Origin of the sequence: Vibrio tritonius (assembly GCF_001547935.1) — a bacterium.
In the GTDB taxonomy this organism is placed as follows: domain Bacteria; phylum Pseudomonadota; class Gammaproteobacteria; order Enterobacterales; family Vibrionaceae; genus Vibrio; species Vibrio tritonius.
This window is the reverse complement of record NZ_AP014635.1, coordinates 2382309-2402796: the sequence shown is the minus strand read 5'-3', so window position 1 is coordinate 2402796 and position 20488 is coordinate 2382309. Positions and strand designations below refer to the sequence as shown.

General features: G+C 44.8%; 21 protein-coding genes and 1 tRNA gene. 16 read left to right on the top strand and 6 right to left on the bottom strand.

Going from position 1 to position 20488, the window contains the following annotated elements:
• Positions 1 to 161: 161 nt before the first annotated feature.
• A complete protein-coding gene (purU, locus tag JCM16456_RS10605; protein WP_068714186.1) occupies positions 162 to 995 on the bottom strand; it encodes a formyltetrahydrofolate deformylase in 834 nt (277 codons plus the stop codon).
• 230 nt (positions 996 to 1225) lie between these two features.
• Between purU and JCM16456_RS10600 the strand changes: the two genes are divergently transcribed.
• The 9 genes from JCM16456_RS10600 (at position 1226) to JCM16456_RS10560 (ending at position 11066) form a co-directional block, all read left to right on the top strand.
• The gene (locus tag JCM16456_RS10600) at positions 1226 to 1435 is read left to right on the top strand and encodes a hypothetical protein (protein ID WP_068714185.1); all 210 of its coding nucleotides are present in this window, start codon (positions 1226 to 1228) and stop codon (positions 1433 to 1435) included.
• Positions 1436 to 1674: 239 nt separating this feature from the next.
• Positions 1675 to 3603, top strand: coding sequence for an ATP-dependent DNA helicase (locus JCM16456_RS10595; protein WP_068714184.1), 1929 nt, complete (start codon positions 1675 to 1677; stop codon positions 3601 to 3603).
• A gap of 8 nt (positions 3604 to 3611) precedes the next feature.
• Positions 3612 to 4313 carry a tRNA (adenosine(37)-N6)-threonylcarbamoyltransferase complex dimerization subunit type 1 TsaB gene (tsaB, locus tag JCM16456_RS10590; protein ID WP_068714183.1) on the top strand — a complete coding sequence of 234 codons (702 nt, stop codon included), beginning with the start codon at positions 3612 to 3614 and terminating at the stop codon, positions 4311 to 4313.
• 62 nt (positions 4314 to 4375) lie between these two features.
• Positions 4376 to 4672 (top strand): chromosome partitioning protein ParA, encoded by a 297-nt coding sequence (locus JCM16456_RS10585; RefSeq protein ID WP_068714182.1) that lies wholly within the window; start codon positions 4376 to 4378, stop codon positions 4670 to 4672.
• Between the two features lie 31 nt (positions 4673 to 4703).
• Positions 4704 to 5249, top strand: a complete 546-nt coding sequence (locus JCM16456_RS10580; RefSeq protein WP_156430509.1) for a Slp family lipoprotein — start codon at positions 4704 to 4706, stop codon at positions 5247 to 5249.
• Complete coding sequence (locus tag JCM16456_RS10575; protein WP_068714180.1) at positions 5249 to 6121, top strand: alpha/beta fold hydrolase; 873 nt, start codon at positions 5249 to 5251, stop codon at positions 6119 to 6121. The genes JCM16456_RS10580 and JCM16456_RS10575 overlap by 1 nt, the downstream gene beginning before the upstream one ends.
• Before the next feature lie 80 nt (positions 6122 to 6201).
• Entirely contained in the window at positions 6202 to 7887 is a 1686-nt protein-coding gene (fadD, locus tag JCM16456_RS10570) for a long-chain-fatty-acid--CoA ligase FadD (protein ID WP_068714179.1), read from the top strand.
• A 127-nt stretch (positions 7888 to 8014) separates the two neighbouring features.
• Positions 8015 to 9133, top strand: coding sequence for a ribonuclease D (rnd, locus tag JCM16456_RS10565; RefSeq protein WP_068714178.1), 1119 nt, complete (start codon positions 8015 to 8017; stop codon positions 9131 to 9133).
• A gap of 85 nt (positions 9134 to 9218) precedes the next feature.
• Positions 9219 to 11066: a M3 family metallopeptidase gene (locus JCM16456_RS10560; protein WP_068714177.1), complete on the top strand. Its 1848-nt coding sequence runs from the start codon at positions 9219 to 9221 to the stop codon at positions 11064 to 11066.
• A gap of 64 nt (positions 11067 to 11130) precedes the next feature.
• Here the strand turns inward: JCM16456_RS10560 and minE are convergent, their stop codons facing one another.
• From minE to minC, 3 genes are read right to left on the bottom strand one after another with little or no spacing between them, the layout of a single operon-like run.
• Positions 11131 to 11394 carry a cell division topological specificity factor MinE gene (minE, locus tag JCM16456_RS10555; protein WP_068714176.1) on the bottom strand — a complete coding sequence of 88 codons (264 nt, stop codon included), beginning with the start codon at positions 11392 to 11394 and terminating at the stop codon, positions 11131 to 11133.
• A gap of 6 nt (positions 11395 to 11400) precedes the next feature.
• Entirely contained in the window at positions 11401 to 12213 is an 813-nt protein-coding gene (minD, locus tag JCM16456_RS10550; RefSeq protein ID WP_068714175.1) for a septum site-determining protein MinD, read from the bottom strand.
• A gap of 20 nt (positions 12214 to 12233) precedes the next feature.
• Complete coding sequence (gene minC, locus JCM16456_RS10545) at positions 12234 to 12896, bottom strand: septum site-determining protein MinC (protein ID WP_068714174.1); 663 nt, start codon at positions 12894 to 12896, stop codon at positions 12234 to 12236.
• A gap of 201 nt (positions 12897 to 13097) precedes the next feature.
• Here minC and JCM16456_RS10540 point away from each other — a divergent pair, with 201 nt between their 5' ends.
• A complete protein-coding gene (locus tag JCM16456_RS10540) occupies positions 13098 to 13379 on the top strand; it encodes a YcgL domain-containing protein (RefSeq protein ID WP_068714173.1) in 282 nt (93 codons plus the stop codon).
• Positions 13380 to 13452: 73 nt separating this feature from the next.
• Positions 13453 to 14427 carry a lytic murein transglycosylase gene (locus tag JCM16456_RS10535; RefSeq protein ID WP_068714172.1) on the top strand — a complete coding sequence of 325 codons (975 nt, stop codon included), beginning with the start codon at positions 13453 to 13455 and terminating at the stop codon, positions 14425 to 14427.
• A 102-nt stretch (positions 14428 to 14529) separates the two neighbouring features.
• Here JCM16456_RS10535 and folD read toward each other — a convergent pair whose 3' ends face one another.
• Positions 14530 to 15390 (bottom strand): bifunctional methylenetetrahydrofolate dehydrogenase/methenyltetrahydrofolate cyclohydrolase FolD, encoded by an 861-nt coding sequence (gene folD, locus JCM16456_RS10530; protein ID WP_068714171.1) that lies wholly within the window; start codon positions 15388 to 15390, stop codon positions 14530 to 14532.
• 201 nt (positions 15391 to 15591) lie between these two features.
• Here folD and JCM16456_RS10525 point away from each other — a divergent pair.
• Positions 15592 to 15668: transfer RNA gene (locus JCM16456_RS10525), tRNA-Arg, on the top strand.
• Between the two features lie 89 nt (positions 15669 to 15757).
• On the opposite strand, the gene JCM16456_RS10520 is transcribed toward JCM16456_RS10525, so the two are convergent.
• Positions 15758 to 16954, bottom strand: coding sequence for an MFS transporter (locus JCM16456_RS10520; protein ID WP_082712282.1), 1197 nt, complete (start codon positions 16952 to 16954; stop codon positions 15758 to 15760).
• Between the two features lie 280 nt (positions 16955 to 17234).
• Between JCM16456_RS10520 and JCM16456_RS10515 the strand changes: the two genes are divergently transcribed.
• The 4 genes from JCM16456_RS10515 (at position 17235) to JCM16456_RS10500 (ending at position 20468) form a co-directional block, all read left to right on the top strand.
• Positions 17235 to 17447 (top strand): DUF2986 domain-containing protein, encoded by a 213-nt coding sequence (locus tag JCM16456_RS10515; protein WP_068714170.1) that lies wholly within the window; start codon positions 17235 to 17237, stop codon positions 17445 to 17447.
• A 77-nt stretch (positions 17448 to 17524) separates the two neighbouring features.
• Positions 17525 to 18139 (top strand): TetR/AcrR family transcriptional regulator, encoded by a 615-nt coding sequence (locus tag JCM16456_RS10510; protein WP_082712281.1) that lies wholly within the window; start codon positions 17525 to 17527, stop codon positions 18137 to 18139.
• Positions 18140 to 18326: 187 nt separating this feature from the next.
• On the top strand, positions 18327 to 18680 hold the full coding sequence (locus tag JCM16456_RS10505) for a hypothetical protein (RefSeq protein ID WP_156430508.1): 354 nt from the start codon (positions 18327 to 18329) through the stop codon (positions 18678 to 18680).
• 576 nt (positions 18681 to 19256) lie between these two features.
• Positions 19257 to 20468, top strand: coding sequence for an MFS transporter (locus JCM16456_RS10500; protein ID WP_068714168.1), 1212 nt, complete (start codon positions 19257 to 19259; stop codon positions 20466 to 20468).
• The last annotated feature ends 20 nt before the right edge of the window (positions 20469 to 20488 follow it).

The window sequence follows — 20488 nt, the reverse complement described above, 5'->3', positions numbered from 1 at the left end:
AACAACTGCGTCCGGGATCGCATTTGCGTGGGAATGTGCGTTAGTTTTATGTCAATGCATCGCGGGTGTTAAGGGAAAAAGAAAAACGCCCAGAAAAACATGGGCGTTAATATTCCCAAATGACCTCAAACAACATCTCGAGGTTACTTGGGTAGGGTAAGCTAGAGAATGATGGTTTTGTTGCCTTCTACAAAAACGTGGTCGTTGAGCACCTTGCCAAGGGCTTTACTCAAGACGTTTTTCTCTACATCACGACCTGCTTGCGCCATATCTTGCGCACTGAAGGTGTGGTCAACAGGGATAACGTCTTGTTTGATGATTGGGCCTTCATCTAAATTGCTTGTAACAAAGTGAGCAGTGGCACCAATGATTTTCACGCCACGATCATAAGCTTGTTGATATGGCTTCGCACCAATGAAAGCAGGTAAGAAACTGTGGTGTATATTGATGATGCGATGTGGGTATTGGTTGACGAACTCTGGTGTCAGAATGCGCATGTATTTGGCCAATACGAGGTAATCCGGTTGATATTGATTGACCGCTTCTAGTACCTTTTGATCATGTTGATCACGAGTAAGACCTTCATGAGAGACACAATGATAAGGAATATCAAAACGTTCGGTGAGGGCTTGTAATTTATCGTAGTTACCTACTACCGCTGCAATTTCTACGTCGAGACTGCCATCGTAGTTTTTCATCAGAATATCACCTAAACAGTGAGATTCCTTGGTCACCAAGATCACGATGCGTTTTCGACCAGAGTTTACCAATTGGTGCAGAGCACCTTCAGGTAACGCTTGATCGAGATCGGCGAGCAAGGTTTCGTCATTGAAATAACCTTCTAGCTCAGTGCGCATAAAAAACTGGCTTGTGGTGTTATCTACAAATTCGCTGTTGTGAATGATGTTCAACTGATGCTTGTAACAGATGTTAGTGATTTTTGAAATGAGTCCAGGCTCATCGCTGCAGTGTGTCAGCAGGGTTTTCTTTTCCATCAAATACGACTTCCGTGAAAGAATTTTTTATCATAAAAAATAAATCGAGTAGCCATAACGGCAGAGGCACACTCGAGAATAGCCACTATAATTAATCCATAATCAGAATAGATTCAACCTCTACAGTAAAAACCATCCGTCTTGGCATTGTGTGACCTTTTGAATCCGTAAGGGAAAAACCGTCTAAATCAGACAAAACGATTGTTAAACGCTGTCTCAAGGTGACTGTTATGGACAAAGATCTACTTGCTCATAAACTCTATATCGAACGTGTAAGTGCTCTTATGGGAGACCACAATATCGATTACGATTTGCTAGACCAAATGTGGGAAGCAAAAGCCTCTCCTAGCTCTGCCGCCAAAATAATGTTGATGCAACAAGAACAGGGACCGAGTTTTGATGCACCGGCTTGGTTGACTCGTTATCTAAATCGAAAGTGATGTAAGACGGACAATAAGCAGTTTAAAGATAGGTAAACGGCTACTCATCAATGGTTTCAAGTATTACTCCAGCTCTGGTCATCAGGCGGAGCTTGATAAACCGATTCACTTTGCTAAGGATGGCAAAGTGGCGTCTATACTCTGCAACAGTGACTCTAGGCGGTGACATGCAATCAAAGTCGCGTCACCCTTAGAAACCTGCCATAATCTCGCCATCTTTTCTCCGATATGAACAGGCAATGATCGCGAAAACCTTCTCTCAACAGGGCGCTTTAGGACAAGCGATACCTGGATTTCAACCTCGTCAAGCACAGATCGATATGGCAAAGGCTGTAGATGATGTGATTCGTAACGATGGTCAACTTGTGGTTGAAGCAGGTACGGGGACGGGGAAAACCTTTGCTTACTTAGTTCCTGCACTGCTTAGTGGTAAAAAAGTAATCATCAGTACGGGATCAAAAAATTTACAAGAACAACTTTATCATCGTGATCTGCCGCTTATGATCGGAGCATTGGGATTTCTTGGTAAAACCGCGCTGCTGAAAGGTCGTTCAAACTATCTTTGTCTTGACCGATTAAGTCGGCAGATGATTGAAAGCCATACCAATGAATCAGACCCAACCTTGCTCAGTCAACTAGTGAAAGTTCGCGGTTGGTCATCGGAAACCAAAACGGGCGATTTAGGCGAGTGTGATGCCTTACCGGAAGACAGCTTAGTCATACCCACTATTACCTCAACCAACGATAATTGTTTGGGTAAAGAGTGTCCGAGCTATCAAGACTGTTTTGTTTCAAAGGCGCGCCGCAAAGCAATGGATGCCGATGTGGTGGTGGTTAACCATCATCTGTTTTTGGCGGATTTGGCAATTAAAGAGACAGGATTTGGTGAGTTAATTCCTGAGGCCGATGTGTTCATTTTCGACGAAGCGCACCAGCTTCCTGATATTGCCAGCCAATACTTTGGTCAGTCGTTATCAAGCCGCCAGATTCAAGAGCTCGCGAAAGACATCGAAATCGGCTATCGCACCGAAGCAAAAGACATGCGCCAACTTCAGAAAATGGCTGAGAAGCTGCAAAACTGTGCGATGGATTTGCGCATTGTACTCGGTGAGCCGGGGTATCGTGGTAATTGGCGCGATGCGATGGGGTCACCGTCAGTACAAAGAGAGATAGAGCGTCTTAAAGACAGTTTAGATTTTGCCATTGAAGTATTAAAAATGGCGTTGGGCCGCAGCCAATTACTGGATACGGCTTATGAACGAGCCAACTTGATTAAAGGGCGATTAGAGCGGGTTTGCGATGTGTCGATTACTGGTTATTCCTATTGGTTTGATACCACGCCACGCCATTTTTCACTACACATTACGCCGCTTACAGTGGCTGACAAGTTCCATGAACAGATTGAAATCAAACAAGGCGCTTGGGTATTTACCTCAGCCACACTTGCGGTGAATGATGACTTTAGCCACTTTACCCAAAGGTTAGGGATCAAACCTAAACAGCAATTTTCATTACCGAGTCCATTTGATTATCAGCACCAGGCCAAACTCTGTGTGCCGCGATATTTGCCAGAACCAAATAGTCCAGGGTTGGCGGACAAATTAGTGCGCATGCTAGCACCGGTGATTGAGGAGAATGGCGGTCGTTGCTTCTTTTTATGCACATCACACAGCATGATGCGTGATTTAGGTGAAAAGTTTCGCGAGCGCTTGTCATTGCCCGTGCTTTTGCAAGGGGAAACCAGCAAGCAAAAAACATTAGCTGAGTTTCTTGAGTTAGGTAATGCGTTGCTGGTGGCAACCGGGGCTTTTTGGGAAGGAATTGATGTTAGAGGCGATGCACTAAGCTGTGTTATTATCGACAAACTTCCGTTTACCGCCCCTGACGATCCCTTATTGAAAGCTCGCATCGAGGATTGTCGGTTACGTGGGGGAGATCCTTTCGCTCAAGTGCAATTACCTGAAGCGGTAATTACCTTAAAGCAGGGGGTCGGACGACTTATTCGAGATAAGAAAGACCGAGGCGCGTTGATCATCTGTGATAACCGTTTGGTCACTCGGGATTATGGCGGTATTTTTCTCGCCAGTTTGCCTCCAATACCACGCACACGTGACTTGCAGGTGATTTCCGACTTTCTTGGTACATTATCAGAAACAGAAAATAATTAGAGATATCCATGAGCGCAAAAATTCTTGCCATCGATACCGCAACAGAGATGTGTTCTGTTGCTTTAATGGTGGGGGATGAGATTTTCTCCCGTAACGAAATTGCTCCACGCGATCACACGAAAAAGATCTTACCAATGGTCGATGAAGTGTTGAAAGAAGCTGGCGTGAGCTTATCTGAACTTGATGCTTTAGCCTATGGACGTGGCCCAGGCAGTTTTACGGGAGTGCGTATTGGGATTGGTATTGCTCAAGGTTTAGCGCTTGGTGCTGATTTACCAATGATAGGAATATCTACCCTAGCAGCGATGGCGCAGGGGGCTTATCGTCGTCATGGTGTTGAACATGTCGCATGTGCTATTGATGCACGAATGAGCGAAGTTTACTGGGGACAGTATCAACGTCAGCAAGATGGTAGCTGGATCACAGTTGGCAATGAATGTGTTATACCACCAAGTGACTTAGTGGCACATTTGCGTCACGATAACAATACTTGGGCACAAGTCGGCACAGGTTGGGATGCTTATCAAGTAGAAATGGCCGAGGTTAAGTTAGAACGTACCACGACGGATGTGCTGTATCCAGAATCGCGTGATATTGTTTTTCTTGCTAAATTTGAATTGGAAAATGGCAATACTGTTCCGGTGGAAGAATCCAGCCCAGTATATTTGCGTGATAACGTAACTTGGAAGAAGTTGCCAGGACGTGAATAACCCTCTCCTCCCTCGTTGAGATGGGGTGGTTCACACCTTGTCTCAACCTGTAAAGGAACTGTATGGTATCTATTAACGGTTTACCCCCTTCCATCCCCGGTCCTAATCGTGCATCAAAGGCTAAAAAGGGCCAAGGAAAAAAGAGCGCAAGCACGGAAGTAGCGGCTCCGTCGAAACTTGCAACTGCCGTTTCTCAATCGATACGCCATGTTGATGAAGCGGACATTCGTGGTGCTCAATTGCACTATGATTTACCGGAAGGACGAGCCCGAAAAGCAATGGAAGAGTATATGGATGTGATGAATCGAGCAAAAAAAGAGGAACTTGCTCAGTTATTAGGCGTCGATATATACATCTAATCAACACGTTAGAGGGTTAACTATGTATGTGATGAGATGGAGATTTCTCCTTAGCTTCCTTCCAATCGTATTATTGACAGCCTGTGCGTCTTTGCCGCCAGAATTAGCAGCAAATGATACGGCTGTCGTGACTGATTACTCAACTTGGACTGAAACAAAACCATCTGCCGGTAGTGAAGTCCGTTTAGGTGGAGTAATCGCGGGAATTTCTAATCAGGCCAATAGCACTCGATTGGAAATTGTTAATCTCCCAATAGATAAAGCAGGACGCCCAGACATCAGCCAAGAACCTCATGGTCGGTTCATTGCTTATGTAAAAGGATTTATCGACCCAGTGACCTATGCTCCAGATCGTTTGATTACCTTAATTGGTAAAACGGCGGCGAATGAACAAGGTAAAGTTGGGGATTACGCTTACTCTTTCCCTGTGATGAAGGTAACTGGTTACCATTTATGGAAAGTAGAACAGCGCGTCATTATGGATGTCGGTCCTTTCTTTTATCCATGCCGGGGATATTACTGTCGACACTTCGATAGAGAATCTAATGAAGGTCGCGTGATTCAGACGGTAAAATAATGTTGACTGAAACGAAGTATACACTGGCTGATGGTGAGCTCGCTGCCGTTGAGATAGGCGATGCGAAAAGTGCGGATACCACCATCGTGTTTTTACATGGATGGCTAGATAACGCTGCCAGTTTTTTTACTATCATGGAAGCTTTTCATCAGCTAGCCCCTCAATACCATTTATGTGCCATTGATCTTCCTGGGCACGGTTTGTCGACCAACAAAGCAGGTAGTAATTTCTATCTATTTCATGATTATGTGGACGACATCTATCAACTCATGCCAAATTTTTCACCAAATAGACGAATTTTGGTGGGTCACTCTCTTGGTGCTTTAATCTCAGCTTGCTATAGTGCCGCCTTTCCTGAGCAAGTTGCAGGATTAGTTCAAATTGAAGGTTATGCTCCGCTGTTTGAAGAACCCGATGCCTGTGTTGCACGAATGCGAGAAGGGGTGATCAGTCGTCATCAATATCGCAGTGTTCCTGCTCGAGGCTATGACAGCTTAAAAACGGCCATTCGTCATCGTTCCCAAGTGAACAAGATCGCGCCAGCATTGATTACGCCAGTGATTGAGCGAGGTATGCGACAAGTCGGAGACTTGTGGTATTGGCGTTGTGATGCAAAATTAAAATGTGATGCGCTGTACCGGATGAGCCCGGAGCATGCGAAACAGATTATGGAAAAGGTGACTTGTGTGGATCGAGTCATTTTAGGGGAGGAGGGATATCCTCATTTACATCAACAATGCACTGAACTGACGGAAAAAAGACCAGAAGTGTTTACCATTGCAGGTGGACACCATTGCCATCTGGAGCAGCCCCAACAAGTTGCTGAACTGATTCTTGGCTTGGTTAATAAAATTAATAAAGAGCTTGAGTAAAGATACTCAAGCCAATTGGCTATGCTGATAGTGTTATCAAAATAATAAACAGCAGAAAGGCCAATGACGAGGAGTATACCGTGGATAAACCCTGGCTTTCACGTTACCCAAGTGATGTACCTGAAACCATCGATCCCGATCAATATCAGTCACTTGTTGAGATGTTTGAGTTATCGGTAAAAAAATACGCCGAGCAACCAGCATTTATAAATATGGGCACAGTAATGACCTTCCAAAAACTGGAAGAGCGTAGCCGTGCCTTTGCTGCTTATCTTCAGCATGATCTCAAGCTGAAAAAGGGGGATCGTGTTGCTTTGATGATGCCCAACCTACTGCAGTACCCCGTCGCGTTGTTCGGAATTTTACGCGCCGGTCTTGTGGCGGTAAACGTTAATCCTCTTTACACGCCGCGTGAACTGGAGCATCAGCTTAAAGATGCGCATATCGAGACGATTGTGATCGTATCGAATTTTGCCAATACGCTGGAAAAGATTGTCGCCAACACGCCAGTCAAACATGTGATTTTGACCAGTCTTGGGCAGATGTTACCTCGTGCTAAAGGAACGCTCGTCGATTTCGTGGTGAAATACGTTAAACGTTTAGTGCCGAAATACCATCTGCCAGGCGCCATTTCTATGCGCCAAACCATTCGTAAAGGTCGCCGTTTACCCTATGTTCAGCCCAAGTTATCGGGTGATGATATTGCTTTCTTGCAATACACGGGGGGGACCACTGGCGTGGCGAAAGGGGCAATATTGACTCACCGTAACATGGTGGCGAACGTATTACAGGCCAAAGGCGCTTATGGTCCGGTATTACGTGAAGGTCAAGAGCTGGTGGTGACAGCACTGCCGCTTTATCACGTGTTTGCATTATCGGTAAACTGCTTGTTATTTATTGAAATGGGTGGTTCGAATCTATTGATCACCAATCCGCGTGATATTCCAGGATTCATTAAAGAGCTGGATAAACATGATGTGACCGCAATTACCGGGGTGAACACATTATTCAATGCCTTGGTTTGCAACGAAGATTTTCATACATTAGATCTTACCCACTTAAAACTCTCTGTTGGTGGTGGCATGGCTGTGCAACGAGCGGTGGCCGACAAGTGGAAAAAAATCACCGGTATTCATCTGTTAGAAGGGTATGGTTTGACGGAATGTTCACCGCTGGTGGCTGGTAATCCTTATGATCTAACAGATTACTCTGGTGCGATTGGTTTCCCTGTGCCCTCAACTGAAGCTCGTCTTGTTAACGAACAGGGTGAAGTGGTAGGACATAATGAAGTCGGTGAATTGCAAGTTCGCGGACCACAGGTGATGCAGGGCTACTGGCGTCGTCCAAATGCGACGCGAGAAGTGTTGACTGATGATGGGTGGTTATCGACCGGTGATATTGTGCGTTTTGACGATAATGGGATGATGTATATCGTTGATCGTAAGAAGGATATGATTCTGGTGTCTGGTTTTAATGTCTATCCTAACGAGATCGAAGATGTGGTGGCGTTGCACCATAAAGTGCTTGAGGTCGCGGCAATTGGTCAGACGCATGAAGTGTCAGGCGAAGTGGTCAAAGTCTACGTTGTTGCTCGCGATAATAGTTTGACCAAAGAAGAGCTCATTACACACTGCCGTGAGCATTTAACGGGGTATAAAGTGCCCAAAATTGTTGAGTTTCGCGATGAACTACCGAAAACGAATGTCGGAAAAATTCTCCGTAGAGTACTGCGTGAAGAGAATGAGCAGCAGCAAAAAAACGCGTAATAAAGAGCGTGGGTGATATCTTACTGCCTGTCAGAGCAGTTATCTAACCTAAACAGTGTTACAATGCCGGCAGAATACGCCGGCATTGTTTTATGTGCCAGTCCCCATTCACAGAAGTGAGCTTTGAGTGAAATATCAGATAATAACAACCAATAGCGAATTAGAACGTATCTGCGCGGCGGCGCGTGAGACGGATGTAGTGATGCTAGATACGGAGTTTGTTCGGGTTAGAACTTACTACCCTCAATTGGGGTTAATCCAATTGTACGATGGTGAAAATGCCTCATTAATCGACCCTCTTGCTATCACAGATATGACGCCGTTTGTTGCGTTATTAAAAGATACTGCGGTACTCAAAGTCCTGCATGCATGTGGAGAGGACATTGAAGTGTTCTTCAATGAATTTGGTTGTGTGCCAACACCTATGGTTGATACTCAAATCATGGCGGCGTTTTTAGGGTATGGTTTATCAACTGGGTTTGCGGCTTTGGTTAAGGAATTCGTTGGTGTAGAGCTGGATAAGAGTGAATCTCGTACCGATTGGTTAGCAAGACCATTGACGGCGAAACAGCTTGACTACGCAGCGGCTGATGTCTTTTATCTTATGCCTATTTATGATGCGTTGCGTACGAGAGTAGAACAAGCTGGATGGTTAGAAGCCGCTTGGCAAGAATCTGAATTGCAATGCATTAAGCGAACTCGTGTTACCGATCCTGAGAAAGCCTATCTTGATGTTAAAGGGGCTTGGCAGCTTACGCCCAAAGAGCTAGCGGCGCTAAAATCGTTAGCTACATGGCGACACCAAGAGGCCATTAAACGTAACCTTGCGCTTAATTTTGTATTGCGTGAAAACGAAATGCTATCGATTGCGAGAGAGCTACTGCTAACACCTAAAGCGATGGAAGAAGCGGGAGTGGACGCCCATGCGATTCGCCGTCATGGCGCGAAGCTGGCCGCTATTGTAAAAGACTCATTAACCATTCCTGCTGACGAATATCCAGAGGCCATCGTGCCGTTAATGGATTACCCCGGGTATAAGCAGCTCTTTAAACAATTGAAAGATATTGTTAAAGCGGCTGCAGAGAGTAAAGGATTGGCCAGTGAGTTTGTCGCCTCGAAAAAACAGATCAACCAATTATTGAGTTGGGTGTGGAAGAAAGAGCGCGATCCCGCTAAGTTACCCGATGTGATGCAAGGATGGCGTTTGGCCTTAGTCGGGGATAAGCTCAACCAAAAAGTACAATGAATTAAGAACATAACCGCTCTTTGAGCGGTTGTTGTCGTTTTGGCCCTGACGTTCAGGCCTAAAGGAAATAAAAAGAAGGATAGTCATGACTGCAACCCAATACCTTAACGATCTTAACCACCGTTATTTGAATGTTCACCGCGTCAAGGAAGATTTTTTCTGGGAAACTTACATGGGCATCAGTGATGACCATGAAGGCTCGGCTAAAGCGCAAACGGCATGGACTAAGTTTCTGAGCGCAGCTGAGCAAATTCAAGCGATTCGTGATCAGCTAGTACAAGCTGAGAAGATCACCGATGCACAAGAAAAAGCACAAACGGTACAAGGCTTAAAAGGCTGGTTAGCCATGTTCGAATCCCATGCGATTGAATCGGCAGAAGCTCAAGAGCTCAAAGACCAACTGATTAAGTTCGAAGCTGATTTGTTTGAAAAGAAAAAGGCGTACGTAATGACGTACCAAAATGAAAACGATGAAGCAGTTGAAGCATCATTGGTTTCATTAGGTTCAACGGTACGTACTAATAACCATGAGTCGGTACGTCAAAGTGCTCACCAAGCTTTGCTTGGTTTAGAGCAATGGGTATTGAATAACGGTTTTATTGAACTGATCAAACTGCGTAATAAATTTGCTCGCTCGTTAGGGTTTGACACCTTCTTTGACTACTCTGTCGCTAAGGGTGAAAAGATGACCAGTGAGCAGTTGTTCACTATTTTAGACGACTTTGAACAGCGCACTCGTAGCGCTCATCAACGCAGTTTAGCGGCACTGGCTGCAGAAAAAGGCGAGAGTGCATTAACCGGTCATAACTTCATTTATTCATTTGCTGGTGATGTGATGCGCGAATTGGACCCGTACGTTCCTTTTGCACAATCGCTGCGCCGTTGGGCGGAATCCTTTGGCCGTTTGCATATCGATTATTCTGGTGCTGAACTAACGTTGGATTTACTCGATCGTAAAGGTAAGTATCCCAACGGTTTCTGTCATGGTCCGATTCCTTCTTTCTACGATCAGAACCAATGGATCGCAGCCAAGGTGAACTTCACCAGTAATGCAAAACCAGACCAAGTTGGTAGTGGTTATGATGGCATTAACACCTTGTTCCACGAAGGGGGGCATGCAGCTCACTTTGCGAATGTAAAACTTAATGCGCCATGTTTCTCTCAAGAGTTTGCACCTACATCAATGGCTTATGCAGAAACTCAATCTATGTTCTGCGATAGCTTATTAACCGATGCCGATTGGTTAAAAACCTATGCGCTGGATGCTCAGGGTACGCCTGTACCTGACGAAGTCATTCAAGCGATGATTCAGAGCCGTCAGCCATTTAAAGCATACGAAGAGCGTAGCATCCTAGTTGTTCCTTACTTTGAACGTGCGCTGTATCAGTTAAGTGATGATGAGTTAACACCAGAGCGTGCTACTGCGCTGGCTCGCGAATGTGAGCAAAACATTCTTGGTCTAAAGTGCAGCCCACGTCCATTAATGGCGATTCCGCACCTATTGTCTGATGAATCTGCGTGTGCTTACCATGGCTACTTGTTGGCACATATGGCGGTATATCAAACTCGTGCTTACTTCTTGAATCGTTTTGGCTACCTAACTGATAACCCAGAGATTGGTCCATTGCTTGCTGAGCATTACTGGCATCGCGGTAATAGTGTGTCGCACAACGACACCATTAAGGCGTTAACTGGAGAAGGGTTTAATGCTAAGTACTTAGCCGATACGTGTAACCTCTCGGTAGAGGAAGCGTGGCAAGTGCAGCAGAAAAAAATCGCGGCCTTGGCAGAGCGTGAGCAAACTAAGCCGGCGGATCTGAATGCGACTATTCGTATTGTCGATGGAGCGAAAGAGTTAGCTTCGAACGCGCAATCTACGGAACAAATGTGTGACGAGTTTGAGCAGTATATCACTAAGCATTATTTCAGCTAATTAATTGAATGTTAATAATAAAAATGCCAGCCCTGCGGCTGGCATTTTTGTTTTAAGCTCTGAATTAGCGTTCTTCTTCAGGCAGTTTGACGTTCAGTTCTAATACTGAAATATCGTCGTCCTTGTGATCGAAAGTTAACTCAACCATTTCTGGATCAATCGGCACATACTTAGCGATCACTTTTAGAATGTCTTCTTTTAATTGTGGTAGGTAAGTAGGTGCAGGGTCACTGCCGCTGCGACGTTCTGCCACAATAATTTGCAAACGTTCTTTGGCTAAGCTGGCCGTTGTTTTTTTCGTTGGGCGGAAAAATTCAAGTAGTGACATACGTCATTAGCCTCCAAACAGTCGTTTAAAAATTCCTTTTTTAGGTTCAGTCAGAAAACGGAATTCGATCTCCTGACCGAGTAAACGTGCAACGGTGTCATCGTAAGCTTGGCCTGCATCTGACTGTTCGTCAAAAATAACAGGAATACCTTTGTTTGATGCATTCAATACCGCTTGGCTTTCTGGAATCACACCTAATAACGGAATGTGTAGAATTTCTTCGACGTCGTTCACGCTCAGCATTTCGCCTTGGTTAACGCGAGCTGGGTTGTAGCGAGTAAGTAAAAGATGTTGTTTGACCGGTTCTTTGCCTTCTTCTGCTCGAAGCGATTTGGAATCAAGAATGCCTAGAATACGGTCTGAATCGCGCACAGAAGAGACTTCTGGGTTTGTTGTGACAATTGCTTCATCAGCGAAGTAAAGTGCCATTAATGCGCCTTGTTCTATGCCCGCAGGAGAATCACAGATAACAAAGTCAAACCCCATACTGTCTAACTCATCGAGTACGCGTTTCACACCATCAGTTGTTAGGGCGTCTTTATCTCGAGTCTGTGATGCTGGCAGAATAAAGAGGTTTTCGTTGCGCTTGTCTTTGATAAGCGCTTGATTTAGGGTTGCTTCGCCGTTGATTACATTAACGAAATCGTAAACAACGCGTCGTTCACACCCCATAATAAGATCTAGATTACGTAAGCCGATATCGAAATCGATAACCGCCGTTTTTTTGCCTTTAAGCGCTAACCCCGACGCGATCGCTGCGCTAGAGGTGGTTTTACCAACACCGCCTTTTCCTGACGTTACGACAATAATGCGTGCCATTTTTTATTTTCCTTTCAAACTTATATAGTAAGTAGTTCAAAATGCAGTGATTCTTCATTCATACTCAGGATCACTTTCTTTTGCCAAAACTCACTTTCAATTTGGTCACTAAGCCAATAGTTCCCTGCAATAGAGACTAGTTCAGCTTGTAAATCTTGACAGATAATCTTTGCTTGTTTTTGACCACTCGCTCCAGCAATTGCCCGGCCGCGCAAGGTCCCATGAATATGGATTGAACCATCGGCAATCACTTCAGCTCCTGGACTAACGTGATTGAGAATGACTAAATCACCGTCTTTTGCGTACACCTGTTGCCCAGAGCGAATTGGAGTATGGATAACTTTGGTTGGTGCAATCAGAGCGGGAGCATTGGTGGGTGAATTGCTGGTGGTCATCACGGCAAATCCGGCGTCTTTCGCTAAATTCTGCGTACGTTTATCATGACAACCTGTAATGCCCACTGGAATTAATCCAGCATCAGCAATACCTTGTTTTAATCCACTGAAATCAATATCGCTAGTCACTTTGGCAATATTGATTACAACGGGGGCACTCGCGAAAAAAGCAGGTGCTTGTTCCACTTTCTGTTTTAAAAATTCTACGCTATTGGCGATTTGATTGTCAGAAAGGTGTAATACTGACAAAGTGAAACTACTACCTTTTAGGTCAGGTATATTAGACATCGTTACTGTGACCTCGATAAACTCATGGCTAATTAAGAAAGGGCGTTGCCTGAGACTAGGGGTGTCATGTTATATTCCATAACAGACCACAGCAAGTTATCTTACAACCTTTTGAGTGATTTGCTGGTAATTTTATTGAAACTTGACGGTTTCTGTACAAAAACGCGATAAAAGCGGCTTATTTACAATAAAAGGCTTGTCATGCTTTGCTCTATCTATAAAAGTTCTAAGAAAGAAGGCACCTATCTCTATGTGCCAAAACGAGACGATTTTTCACAGGTACCTGACACTCTAATGCAGGTGTTCGGTAAACCTAGTTTTGTAATGTTAGTTAATCTGGACAAGCGTCAATTAGCGCTGGTAGATGTGGAAAAAGTGAAAAGCGCTTTAAACGAACAAGGTTTTTTCCTGCAATTACCACCGCCGCCAGAGAATTTACTAGAAAAATATAAACAAGAAAGGGCGAATCAACAGGGTAAATGACATCAATCAGTCTCGAATTTTGATGAAACCTGAGGCTCCGCTTTCAAACGCCTCACCGCTCAAGGAGGAGATCTTGAGAAAGTTACTTTCGATTATTTTAGGTGTAACACTCGCCTCACCAGTGTTAGCCGGCGACAGTGCTGGTTTTGAAAAGTATGTTGAAGGCTTAAAACAGCAGGCAAAACAAGAAGGGATCTCGGACACAGTGATTCAAGATGCCTTTGCTGGTGTTCAGTATCGTCCTCGGGCGGTTGTGGCTGATCGCAACCAACCAGAGAAAAAACTGACTTTAGACGAATACATTCCGCGTGCCGTCCCCAGTTGGAAAGTGAAACAGGCGAAAAACCTGTATAAGAAATATCATGATGAGCTGCAAAAAATTGGTGCTGAATATGGTGTTCAGCCTCGGTTTATTGTCGCTCTGTGGGGAGTAGAGAGTAACTTTGGTTCTTTAACCGGAGGTTATAATGTCATTGATGCTTTATCTACTATGGCCTACGACGGTCGCCGTGAGTCGTTCTTCCGTAATGAAACGATGGCGGCACTTAAAATTTTGCAACAGGGCCACATTGAAGCGAAATCCATGAAAGGCTCATGGGCTGGTGCGATGGGGCAGTGTCAGTTTATGCCTAGTTCGTTTTTGGCATTTGCTGCGGACGGTGACGGCGATGGTAAAAAAGACATCTGGGGTACGAAAGTCGATGTGTTTGCATCCACTGCCAATTATCTGAGTAAATCAGGCTGGAATGACCATTGGACTTGGGGGCGTCAAGTTAAGCTGCCAAGTGGGTTTGATGCAAGCCTAGCGGGTAGAGAGGCCGATAAAGGGCGCTATTTGCACGAATGGAACAAGCTTGGTGTGACTCGCTACGATGGTCGTGAACTGCCTAAATTAAGTAAAGACATTAAAGCTTGGCTTATCATTCCAGATGATGAAAAAGGGCGTGTGTATTTGGTATACAACAACTATAACGTGTTGATGAAATGGAACCGTTCATACTACTTTGCGTTGGCGGTTTCTCATTTAGCGGATGCTATCGTGTTTTAAAAGAGAAAGATAGAGTTCCAATTCACTCAGATCATTCAATGATCATTAAAAAAGCGGCAGTCATTTGACTGCCGCTTTTTGGTACTCTAATAAAAACTGAATTTAGTTTTGAGTTTCATTGAGCTCGCAAGCAATTAAGGTGTTTTCAATCAAGCTTGCTACTGTCATTGGGCCAACACCACCAGGAACTGGCGTAATAAAGCTGGCTTTCTCACGAGCGACATCATAGTCCACATCACCCACTAATTTACCAGACTCTAAGCGGTTGATACCGACATCGATCACGATAGCGCCTTCTTTGACCCATTCTCCCGGGATGAAGTGGGGTATACCGACCGCAACTACGAGCAAGTCTGCTTGGCGAACATGATGTTCGAGATCTTGTGTAAAACGGTGACAAGTGGTGGTAGTACAGCCCGCCAGAAGCAATTCTAGTGTCATAGGGCGACCGACAATATTCGACGCGCCAACGATAACCGCATGTTTACCGCGCACTTCGATGTTATAACGCTCAAGTAACGTAATAATCCCTTTTGGGGTGCAAGAGCGTAGTACCGGAATACGTTGTGCTAAGCGGCCAACGTTGTATGGGTGGAAACCATCAACGTCTTTCGCTGGGGAAATACGTTCGAGAACTGGCGTTGAGTCGATGCCTTTTGGCAGCGGCAACTGAACCAAAATACCGTCAATGGTTGGATCGTTATTTAATTCATCAACCAAAGCGAGCAATTCGTCTTGGGTAGTGGTAGCTGGCATATCGTATGATTTAGAGATAAACCCGACTTCTTCACAAGCGCGGCGCTTACTGCCGACATAAACTTGTGATGCAGGATCTTCACCTACCAAGACAACAGCAAGGCCGGGAGCGCGTAGCCCTTGGGCAAGACGTGCTTTAACACGCTCAGCAACTTCTGAGCGAACCGTTTGAGATATGAGCTTTCCATCTATATTTTGGGCAGTCATGACTTTCCTTAACACTTGGGTCGTGAAATTTTTGCGCGCATTGTCGCAGATAATTCAGAGAACATCTATAGGCAAACGTTTGCTTTGAGGTGTTTTTAATCGGATTAGCATTTATTGGTAAAAAAATCGTCATTTGAAACAGATTGTTAGAGAAATGCGTTGATTTACCCTCTTTAACTCGTATAATCCTTTCCCTGTAGCGCGCCCTTAGCTCAGCTGGATAGAGCACCTGCCTTCTAAGCAGGTGGTCACAGGTTCGAATCCTGTAGGGCGTGCCATCAAATTCAAGCCCCGAGAACTCTATGAGTTGTCGGGGCTTTTTCATTTTACCTATCTAAATATTCTTGTCACGAATTACCCATCCTGATTAAGAACGAACGTGCTGATTGACCTGCGTTTTTGACGTTTTGCTATGAAAAACAAACATATAGATTGAGCCAAGTAGTGCCAACACTCCATAGCCACATGCGATGGTAAACAGTGAATAGTGTTCAGATGCACGCCCAGCGACAAGAGTTGGGATAGCGGCACCTATGTAAGATGTGGTGTAAATCAGAGATAACACACTCGCGCGTTCATCCTGCTCTAAATCGGTGACTAAGGTTTGAATGCTTCCGGTGAGTACGCCACCTTGGGCAATCCCAGCCAAGATACTGGTGATCACAAATGGAATAAGCATGCCTTGGTAAAGGAAAAACAAAATTCCACCCAGTAGCAGTGTGAAACTGTACATTCCTACCTTTTGTGCCTTGATGGCCGATACTCGGCCTGCGAGAGAAGCGCCGAGTGAACTTGGCGCCATAATGGCGGCAAAGACAAAGGCAGCAGCGACTGCGCTTGATGAGTGTAAATTGTGTTGTGCCATTGCTGGGCCAAATGCTTGGAAAAATCCCCCTAATGCCCAAGTGCAGACAAAAGTAGAAGCGGCCACGGGAAATGCACTTCGTGCTTTGCAAGGTAGCGCTAATCGGGGTTTGAGAGAATTTAATGCGCCTGACTTATGAATAACGGAATCAGTGCTCATCACCAGTAAAGCTAGGCAGCATAGCAATAGCACTAATACGATATAAAAAGACAAGTGGCGCGGATCTGGACCATATTCAACCAGCACACCAGAACCCACACCACCAATAGTTAGCCCTGTCATTGGGCCACAGCTTAAAATTGCGGGGGTTAACCAGCGGGGAACTGCTTTGGCATTATCAACCACCCAGGCTGCCATGGCTGTTGAGGCTAAACCCGATGCCAACCCTTGCAATAGCCGACCAACGATCAAAGGCGTCGCTTCCGTAATATTCATAAAGTAGAAGGTAGACACGCCAGCGAGCAGTACGGTCACAAGAGCGATGGGTTTGCGACCCAAAAAGTTGGATACTCGGCCGAAAAAGAGCAGCGCTGTGACCGCGCCAATAAAATACAAGACTGAACTTAACGATAGCGCCATATAGCTAACGCCATTTTCCAACTGATAGCGCCCGTAAAGTGGAATGGGGGTACCAGAGGCTAAATACGTTGTAACTAAGGATAGTGCCGCTCCTGTATAGGAAAGGTGTATTTGTTTCATGAGTGGACTCGTATTGAACAAAAGATGGGGTATGCACTGTGTGCTACTTGCTGTGCTACTTTTCCTCACTATTGGCAATGCAGAGTACCGAATCAGCAAAAAAAGTGGCTGTATGTTCTAAATTGTATGATAGATAAGCGAAGACATAATGAGGACGATGTGAGTAACTATAGTGATTGATATTCATAAATCCGCCCCCAAATTTATGATGTAAGGATACGTAGAATAAGCGTGCGCTTTCTGCTATTTTACTGCGCCATTTACCTGAGGATGCCTCATAATGAACCGCAAGAAAAAGATTAATCAGATATACAAGCAGAAGCAAAAAAAGGCGAACGCTCGCCTGCACCGTAGCAACAAACCGCGCTACATCTCTAAAGCAGAACGTGCGGCATTAGAAGCACAAGAAGCCGAACAGCAAGTAAATGAGGAAGCCGTTGCCGTCGTGGAATTAGACGAAGAGAGCGAGGCAACTCAAGTCACCGCCGAGTAAGCGGCTGATTTCTTATTGAGGGAGAGTGTAAAGGAATGACCTCTCACCCAATAAAAACGTAAGGGAGAAAAGAGTACATGGCACGAGTTGGTAGGCCGCGAAATTTTGACCGCGATGAAGCGATCACCAAAGCGATGCATCTCTTTTGGGAAAAAGGGTATGAACCCACCTCATTGGCTGAGTTGAAAGCTCAGTTAGGTAATCTCTCCTCTGCGAGCTTTTATGCGGCTTTTGGCTCTAAACAGCAACTGTTCGAAGAGTGCCTGGCCAAGTACATGACGATGTGTGAGGCGCTAAATCAACCGCTTGAAGATACTTCGATGAGTGCTCGTAGCGCAATGTATGCTATGTTGAAAAAGACCATTGAAGCACAACTAGATAGCCAAACACCCAAAGGTTGTATGGCGGTTCTTGCTGGACTAAATTGCGACGATGATAATCAAGCGATTTGCCGGGTTTCAGAACAAGCTCGTCATCAAACTCGCCAAGCATTAGTGCGATGCGTTCAACGTGGGGTAGAGCAACACGAACTCAGTGAAAAAACCGATGTTTTGAGTTTTGCTATGGTGTTTGATTCCTTTCTCAAAGGGCTTTCGATAGAAATTCGTGATGGAGCGACGTTAGCGACACTCACTCAAGCGCTCGATTTTATTATGACAATGTGGGATTGTCATGCTTGCCGCCTTGATTAGGCGAACTTACCTTTTCCTTACGAGTGGTATGTCTTTTGTCTGTGGCGTGTTTTTGACGCGAAGAACAGCACGTAGGCAATAATCCTAACGCAAAACGAACGCAGTGATGACCTATCACTGTTACCATCTGATTGCTGTTTGGTGACAGCGTCGCTATATTCAATAGGTATACTCATTCGGGGGCAACATGTACTTATCATCCGTATCCCATCCATGGCGCTTACTAACGTTTAGCGTCATGCTGTCAGTACTGTTCGCTGGCGCCTACGTTCCTGCGGTAGGTCAGGCCGCTGGCCCTTGGCATTTTGAACTGCACTTTCTCGCTTTCGGTTTGGTTGGTGTGGTCACGACGTGGGCACTATCAAGGTTAAGCTGGCGCTGGCACTGCTTATTGATCGTTATGATCCCATTGGGCCATGAAATCTGTGAGATTTGGGGTCATCACCACGGTTTAGAAACCATGGATGTGATGGTGGATATCTTAGGTGGATTAACGGGTATCTTACTCGCTCAAATCTTGATGCGTGTTGGACATCATTAAGACCTTTGAGCAAATCAAGTAAACTGAATGAGATGAATAATTAAAGCCTCGATCGATTGATCGAGGCTTTTTGCTTTAAGTGCTCTTATTGCTAAGAGTCTGCTTTATCAGCAATTTATAAGATAGATTGAATCGATTTGTTGGATCTAGTTGCATAACAGTTTTTATTATTGGATAGGAATGCTTCATTTTTTGATATTGACCAACATAGACGCACTTCCAATAATAAAACTGCTTGTTCAAGCTTATTTTTAAAATATTGTCGTGCACAGGTTACATTATGGAGGTTTCATGCGGAGTTATTATGGCGTCAATCATGACAGTTTCCCAAGCTGAAATGAGCGTCTGCTAGTTTTCCTTTCACTGATGTTATTCAGTTTCGCGTTACACCAATCATGCTTTTTCCTCATCGATTAGATTGGTCTGCTTAGCGCAAATCACGAGAGTCCGTTTTTCTACACATTCTCGTTTTCATTACATGGTTTGTTTGTTCTTGTTGGTTATCTAACAGCTTATCGGAGCGTTGTAAAAGGTAGGCTATTGAGGATAACGCAGCGAGAAACGCAAGGATTCTTTATGTCTAAAGTTCAGTCAGAGCATTCGCAATCGTTGTGGAATGCTAAATTTGTTGCATTAATTGTCACCAATGGTCTGTTTTTTGGTGGTTTCCATCTGTTGCTACCAGTATTGCCTTTGTATGTGTCCAAGATGGGGGCAAATGCGACGCAAGTAGGATTAGTAGCGGGTATCTTTGTTTTTTCTGCTATCGTTATTCGTCTCTTTTCTGATGTGCTTAAAAAACGTTTTGGCACAATCGGTTCCCTTTTTGTTGGTATCATCATTTCGTTGATTTGTGTGGTCGGTTATGGCACATGCCAATCTGTGGATGGTGTGCTGGAAGTACGTTTGCTGCACGGCGTCGGATTTGGCATTGCCACCACGTTTTACGCAACGTTGGCCGCTGCTGTTATTCCTGCGCATCGCAAAGGTGAAGGGATGGGGTATTTTGGTTTAGGGACCACCGTCGCGATGGCCGTGGCACCCGCTATTGGTTTATGGCTTGCTCTTGATTACGACTATTACTATGTGTTTTATGTTGCTCTTGCAAGCCAACTGATTGCGTTAGTGTGGACCTATTTTTGTCGGTTCCATAAGCAGCTCTCAAGCCAAAGCTCTCCTGCGAAAATGGCCATTTCTTATATTGACCAATTTGCGGTAAAAGGCGCACGAATCCCAGCTGTGTTAACGTTACTGTTTGGTATCGGTTATGGTTGTGTTTTGAATTTCGTTTCTATCTTTTCACAGCAAAATGGCATTGGCAGCCCGGGTTTGTTCTTCTTATTGTCCACGGTATGTGTGTTTATTTCACGTCTGTTCTCAGGGCGTATTTACGACAAATTAGGCGCACCTTACGTGGTTATTCCCGGCACGATTTTGTTTATGGTCGCCTTCTTTGGCATTGCTCGCGTGCATAGTGAGACCTTATTCTTGGTTTGCTCTTTGGCCTATGGATTTGGTTTAGGTGCCTTATTCCCAGCATTACAAACTCAAATATTGACCAGCGTTCCAGCGGAAAAGAGCAGTGCTGCTAGCGCCACGTTTTATAACATGTTGGATATCGGTAACGGCTTAGGGGCTATTATTTATGGCATGATTGCGGTAGAAACGGGCTATACCTTTCTATTTACGTTATCTGGTTGGATTATGGTTGCAATGCTAGTGTTGTTTGTACTTACTCATCGCAGTCATACAGTACAACCGGTCAAAGAAGCCTTTGCTCAGGATTAGACTTGGCAAAAAAAGGTGCA

Excerpts from the sequence above, each read along its gene's own strand:
- purU (WP_068714186.1), bottom strand. The coding sequence starts at position 995 with ATGGAAAAGAAAACCCTGCTGACACACTGCAGCGATGAGCCTGGACTC.
- JCM16456_RS10600 (WP_068714185.1), top strand. The coding sequence starts at position 1,226 with ATGGACAAAGATCTACTTGCTCATAAACTCTATATCGAACGTGTAAGT.
- JCM16456_RS10595 (WP_068714184.1), top strand. The coding sequence starts at position 1,675 with ATGATCGCGAAAACCTTCTCTCAACAGGGCGCTTTAGGACAAGCGATA.
- tsaB (WP_068714183.1), top strand. The coding sequence starts at position 3,612 with ATGAGCGCAAAAATTCTTGCCATCGATACCGCAACAGAGATGTGTTCT.
- JCM16456_RS10585 (WP_068714182.1), top strand. The coding sequence starts at position 4,376 with ATGGTATCTATTAACGGTTTACCCCCTTCCATCCCCGGTCCTAATCGT.
- JCM16456_RS10580 (WP_156430509.1), top strand. The coding sequence starts at position 4,704 with ATGAGATGGAGATTTCTCCTTAGCTTCCTTCCAATCGTATTATTGACA.
- JCM16456_RS10575 (WP_068714180.1), top strand. The coding sequence starts at position 5,249 with ATGTTGACTGAAACGAAGTATACACTGGCTGATGGTGAGCTCGCTGCC.
- JCM16456_RS10560 (WP_068714177.1), top strand. The coding sequence starts at position 9,219 with ATGACTGCAACCCAATACCTTAACGATCTTAACCACCGTTATTTGAAT.
- minE (WP_068714176.1), bottom strand. The coding sequence starts at position 11,394 with ATGTCACTACTTGAATTTTTCCGCCCAACGAAAAAAACAACGGCCAGC.
- minD (WP_068714175.1), bottom strand. The coding sequence starts at position 12,213 with ATGGCACGCATTATTGTCGTAACGTCAGGAAAAGGCGGTGTTGGTAAA.
- minC (WP_068714174.1), bottom strand. The coding sequence starts at position 12,896 with ATGTCTAATATACCTGACCTAAAAGGTAGTAGTTTCACTTTGTCAGTA.
- JCM16456_RS10540 (WP_068714173.1), top strand. The coding sequence starts at position 13,098 with ATGCTTTGCTCTATCTATAAAAGTTCTAAGAAAGAAGGCACCTATCTC.
- folD (WP_068714171.1), bottom strand. The coding sequence starts at position 15,390 with ATGACTGCCCAAAATATAGATGGAAAGCTCATATCTCAAACGGTTCGC.
- JCM16456_RS10520 (WP_082712282.1), bottom strand. The coding sequence starts at position 16,954 with ATGAAACAAATACACCTTTCCTATACAGGAGCGGCACTATCCTTAGTT.
- JCM16456_RS10515 (WP_068714170.1), top strand. The coding sequence starts at position 17,235 with ATGAACCGCAAGAAAAAGATTAATCAGATATACAAGCAGAAGCAAAAA.
- JCM16456_RS10510 (WP_082712281.1), top strand. The coding sequence starts at position 17,525 with ATGGCACGAGTTGGTAGGCCGCGAAATTTTGACCGCGATGAAGCGATC.
- JCM16456_RS10505 (WP_156430508.1), top strand. The coding sequence starts at position 18,327 with ATGTACTTATCATCCGTATCCCATCCATGGCGCTTACTAACGTTTAGC.
- JCM16456_RS10500 (WP_068714168.1), top strand. The coding sequence starts at position 19,257 with ATGTCTAAAGTTCAGTCAGAGCATTCGCAATCGTTGTGGAATGCTAAA.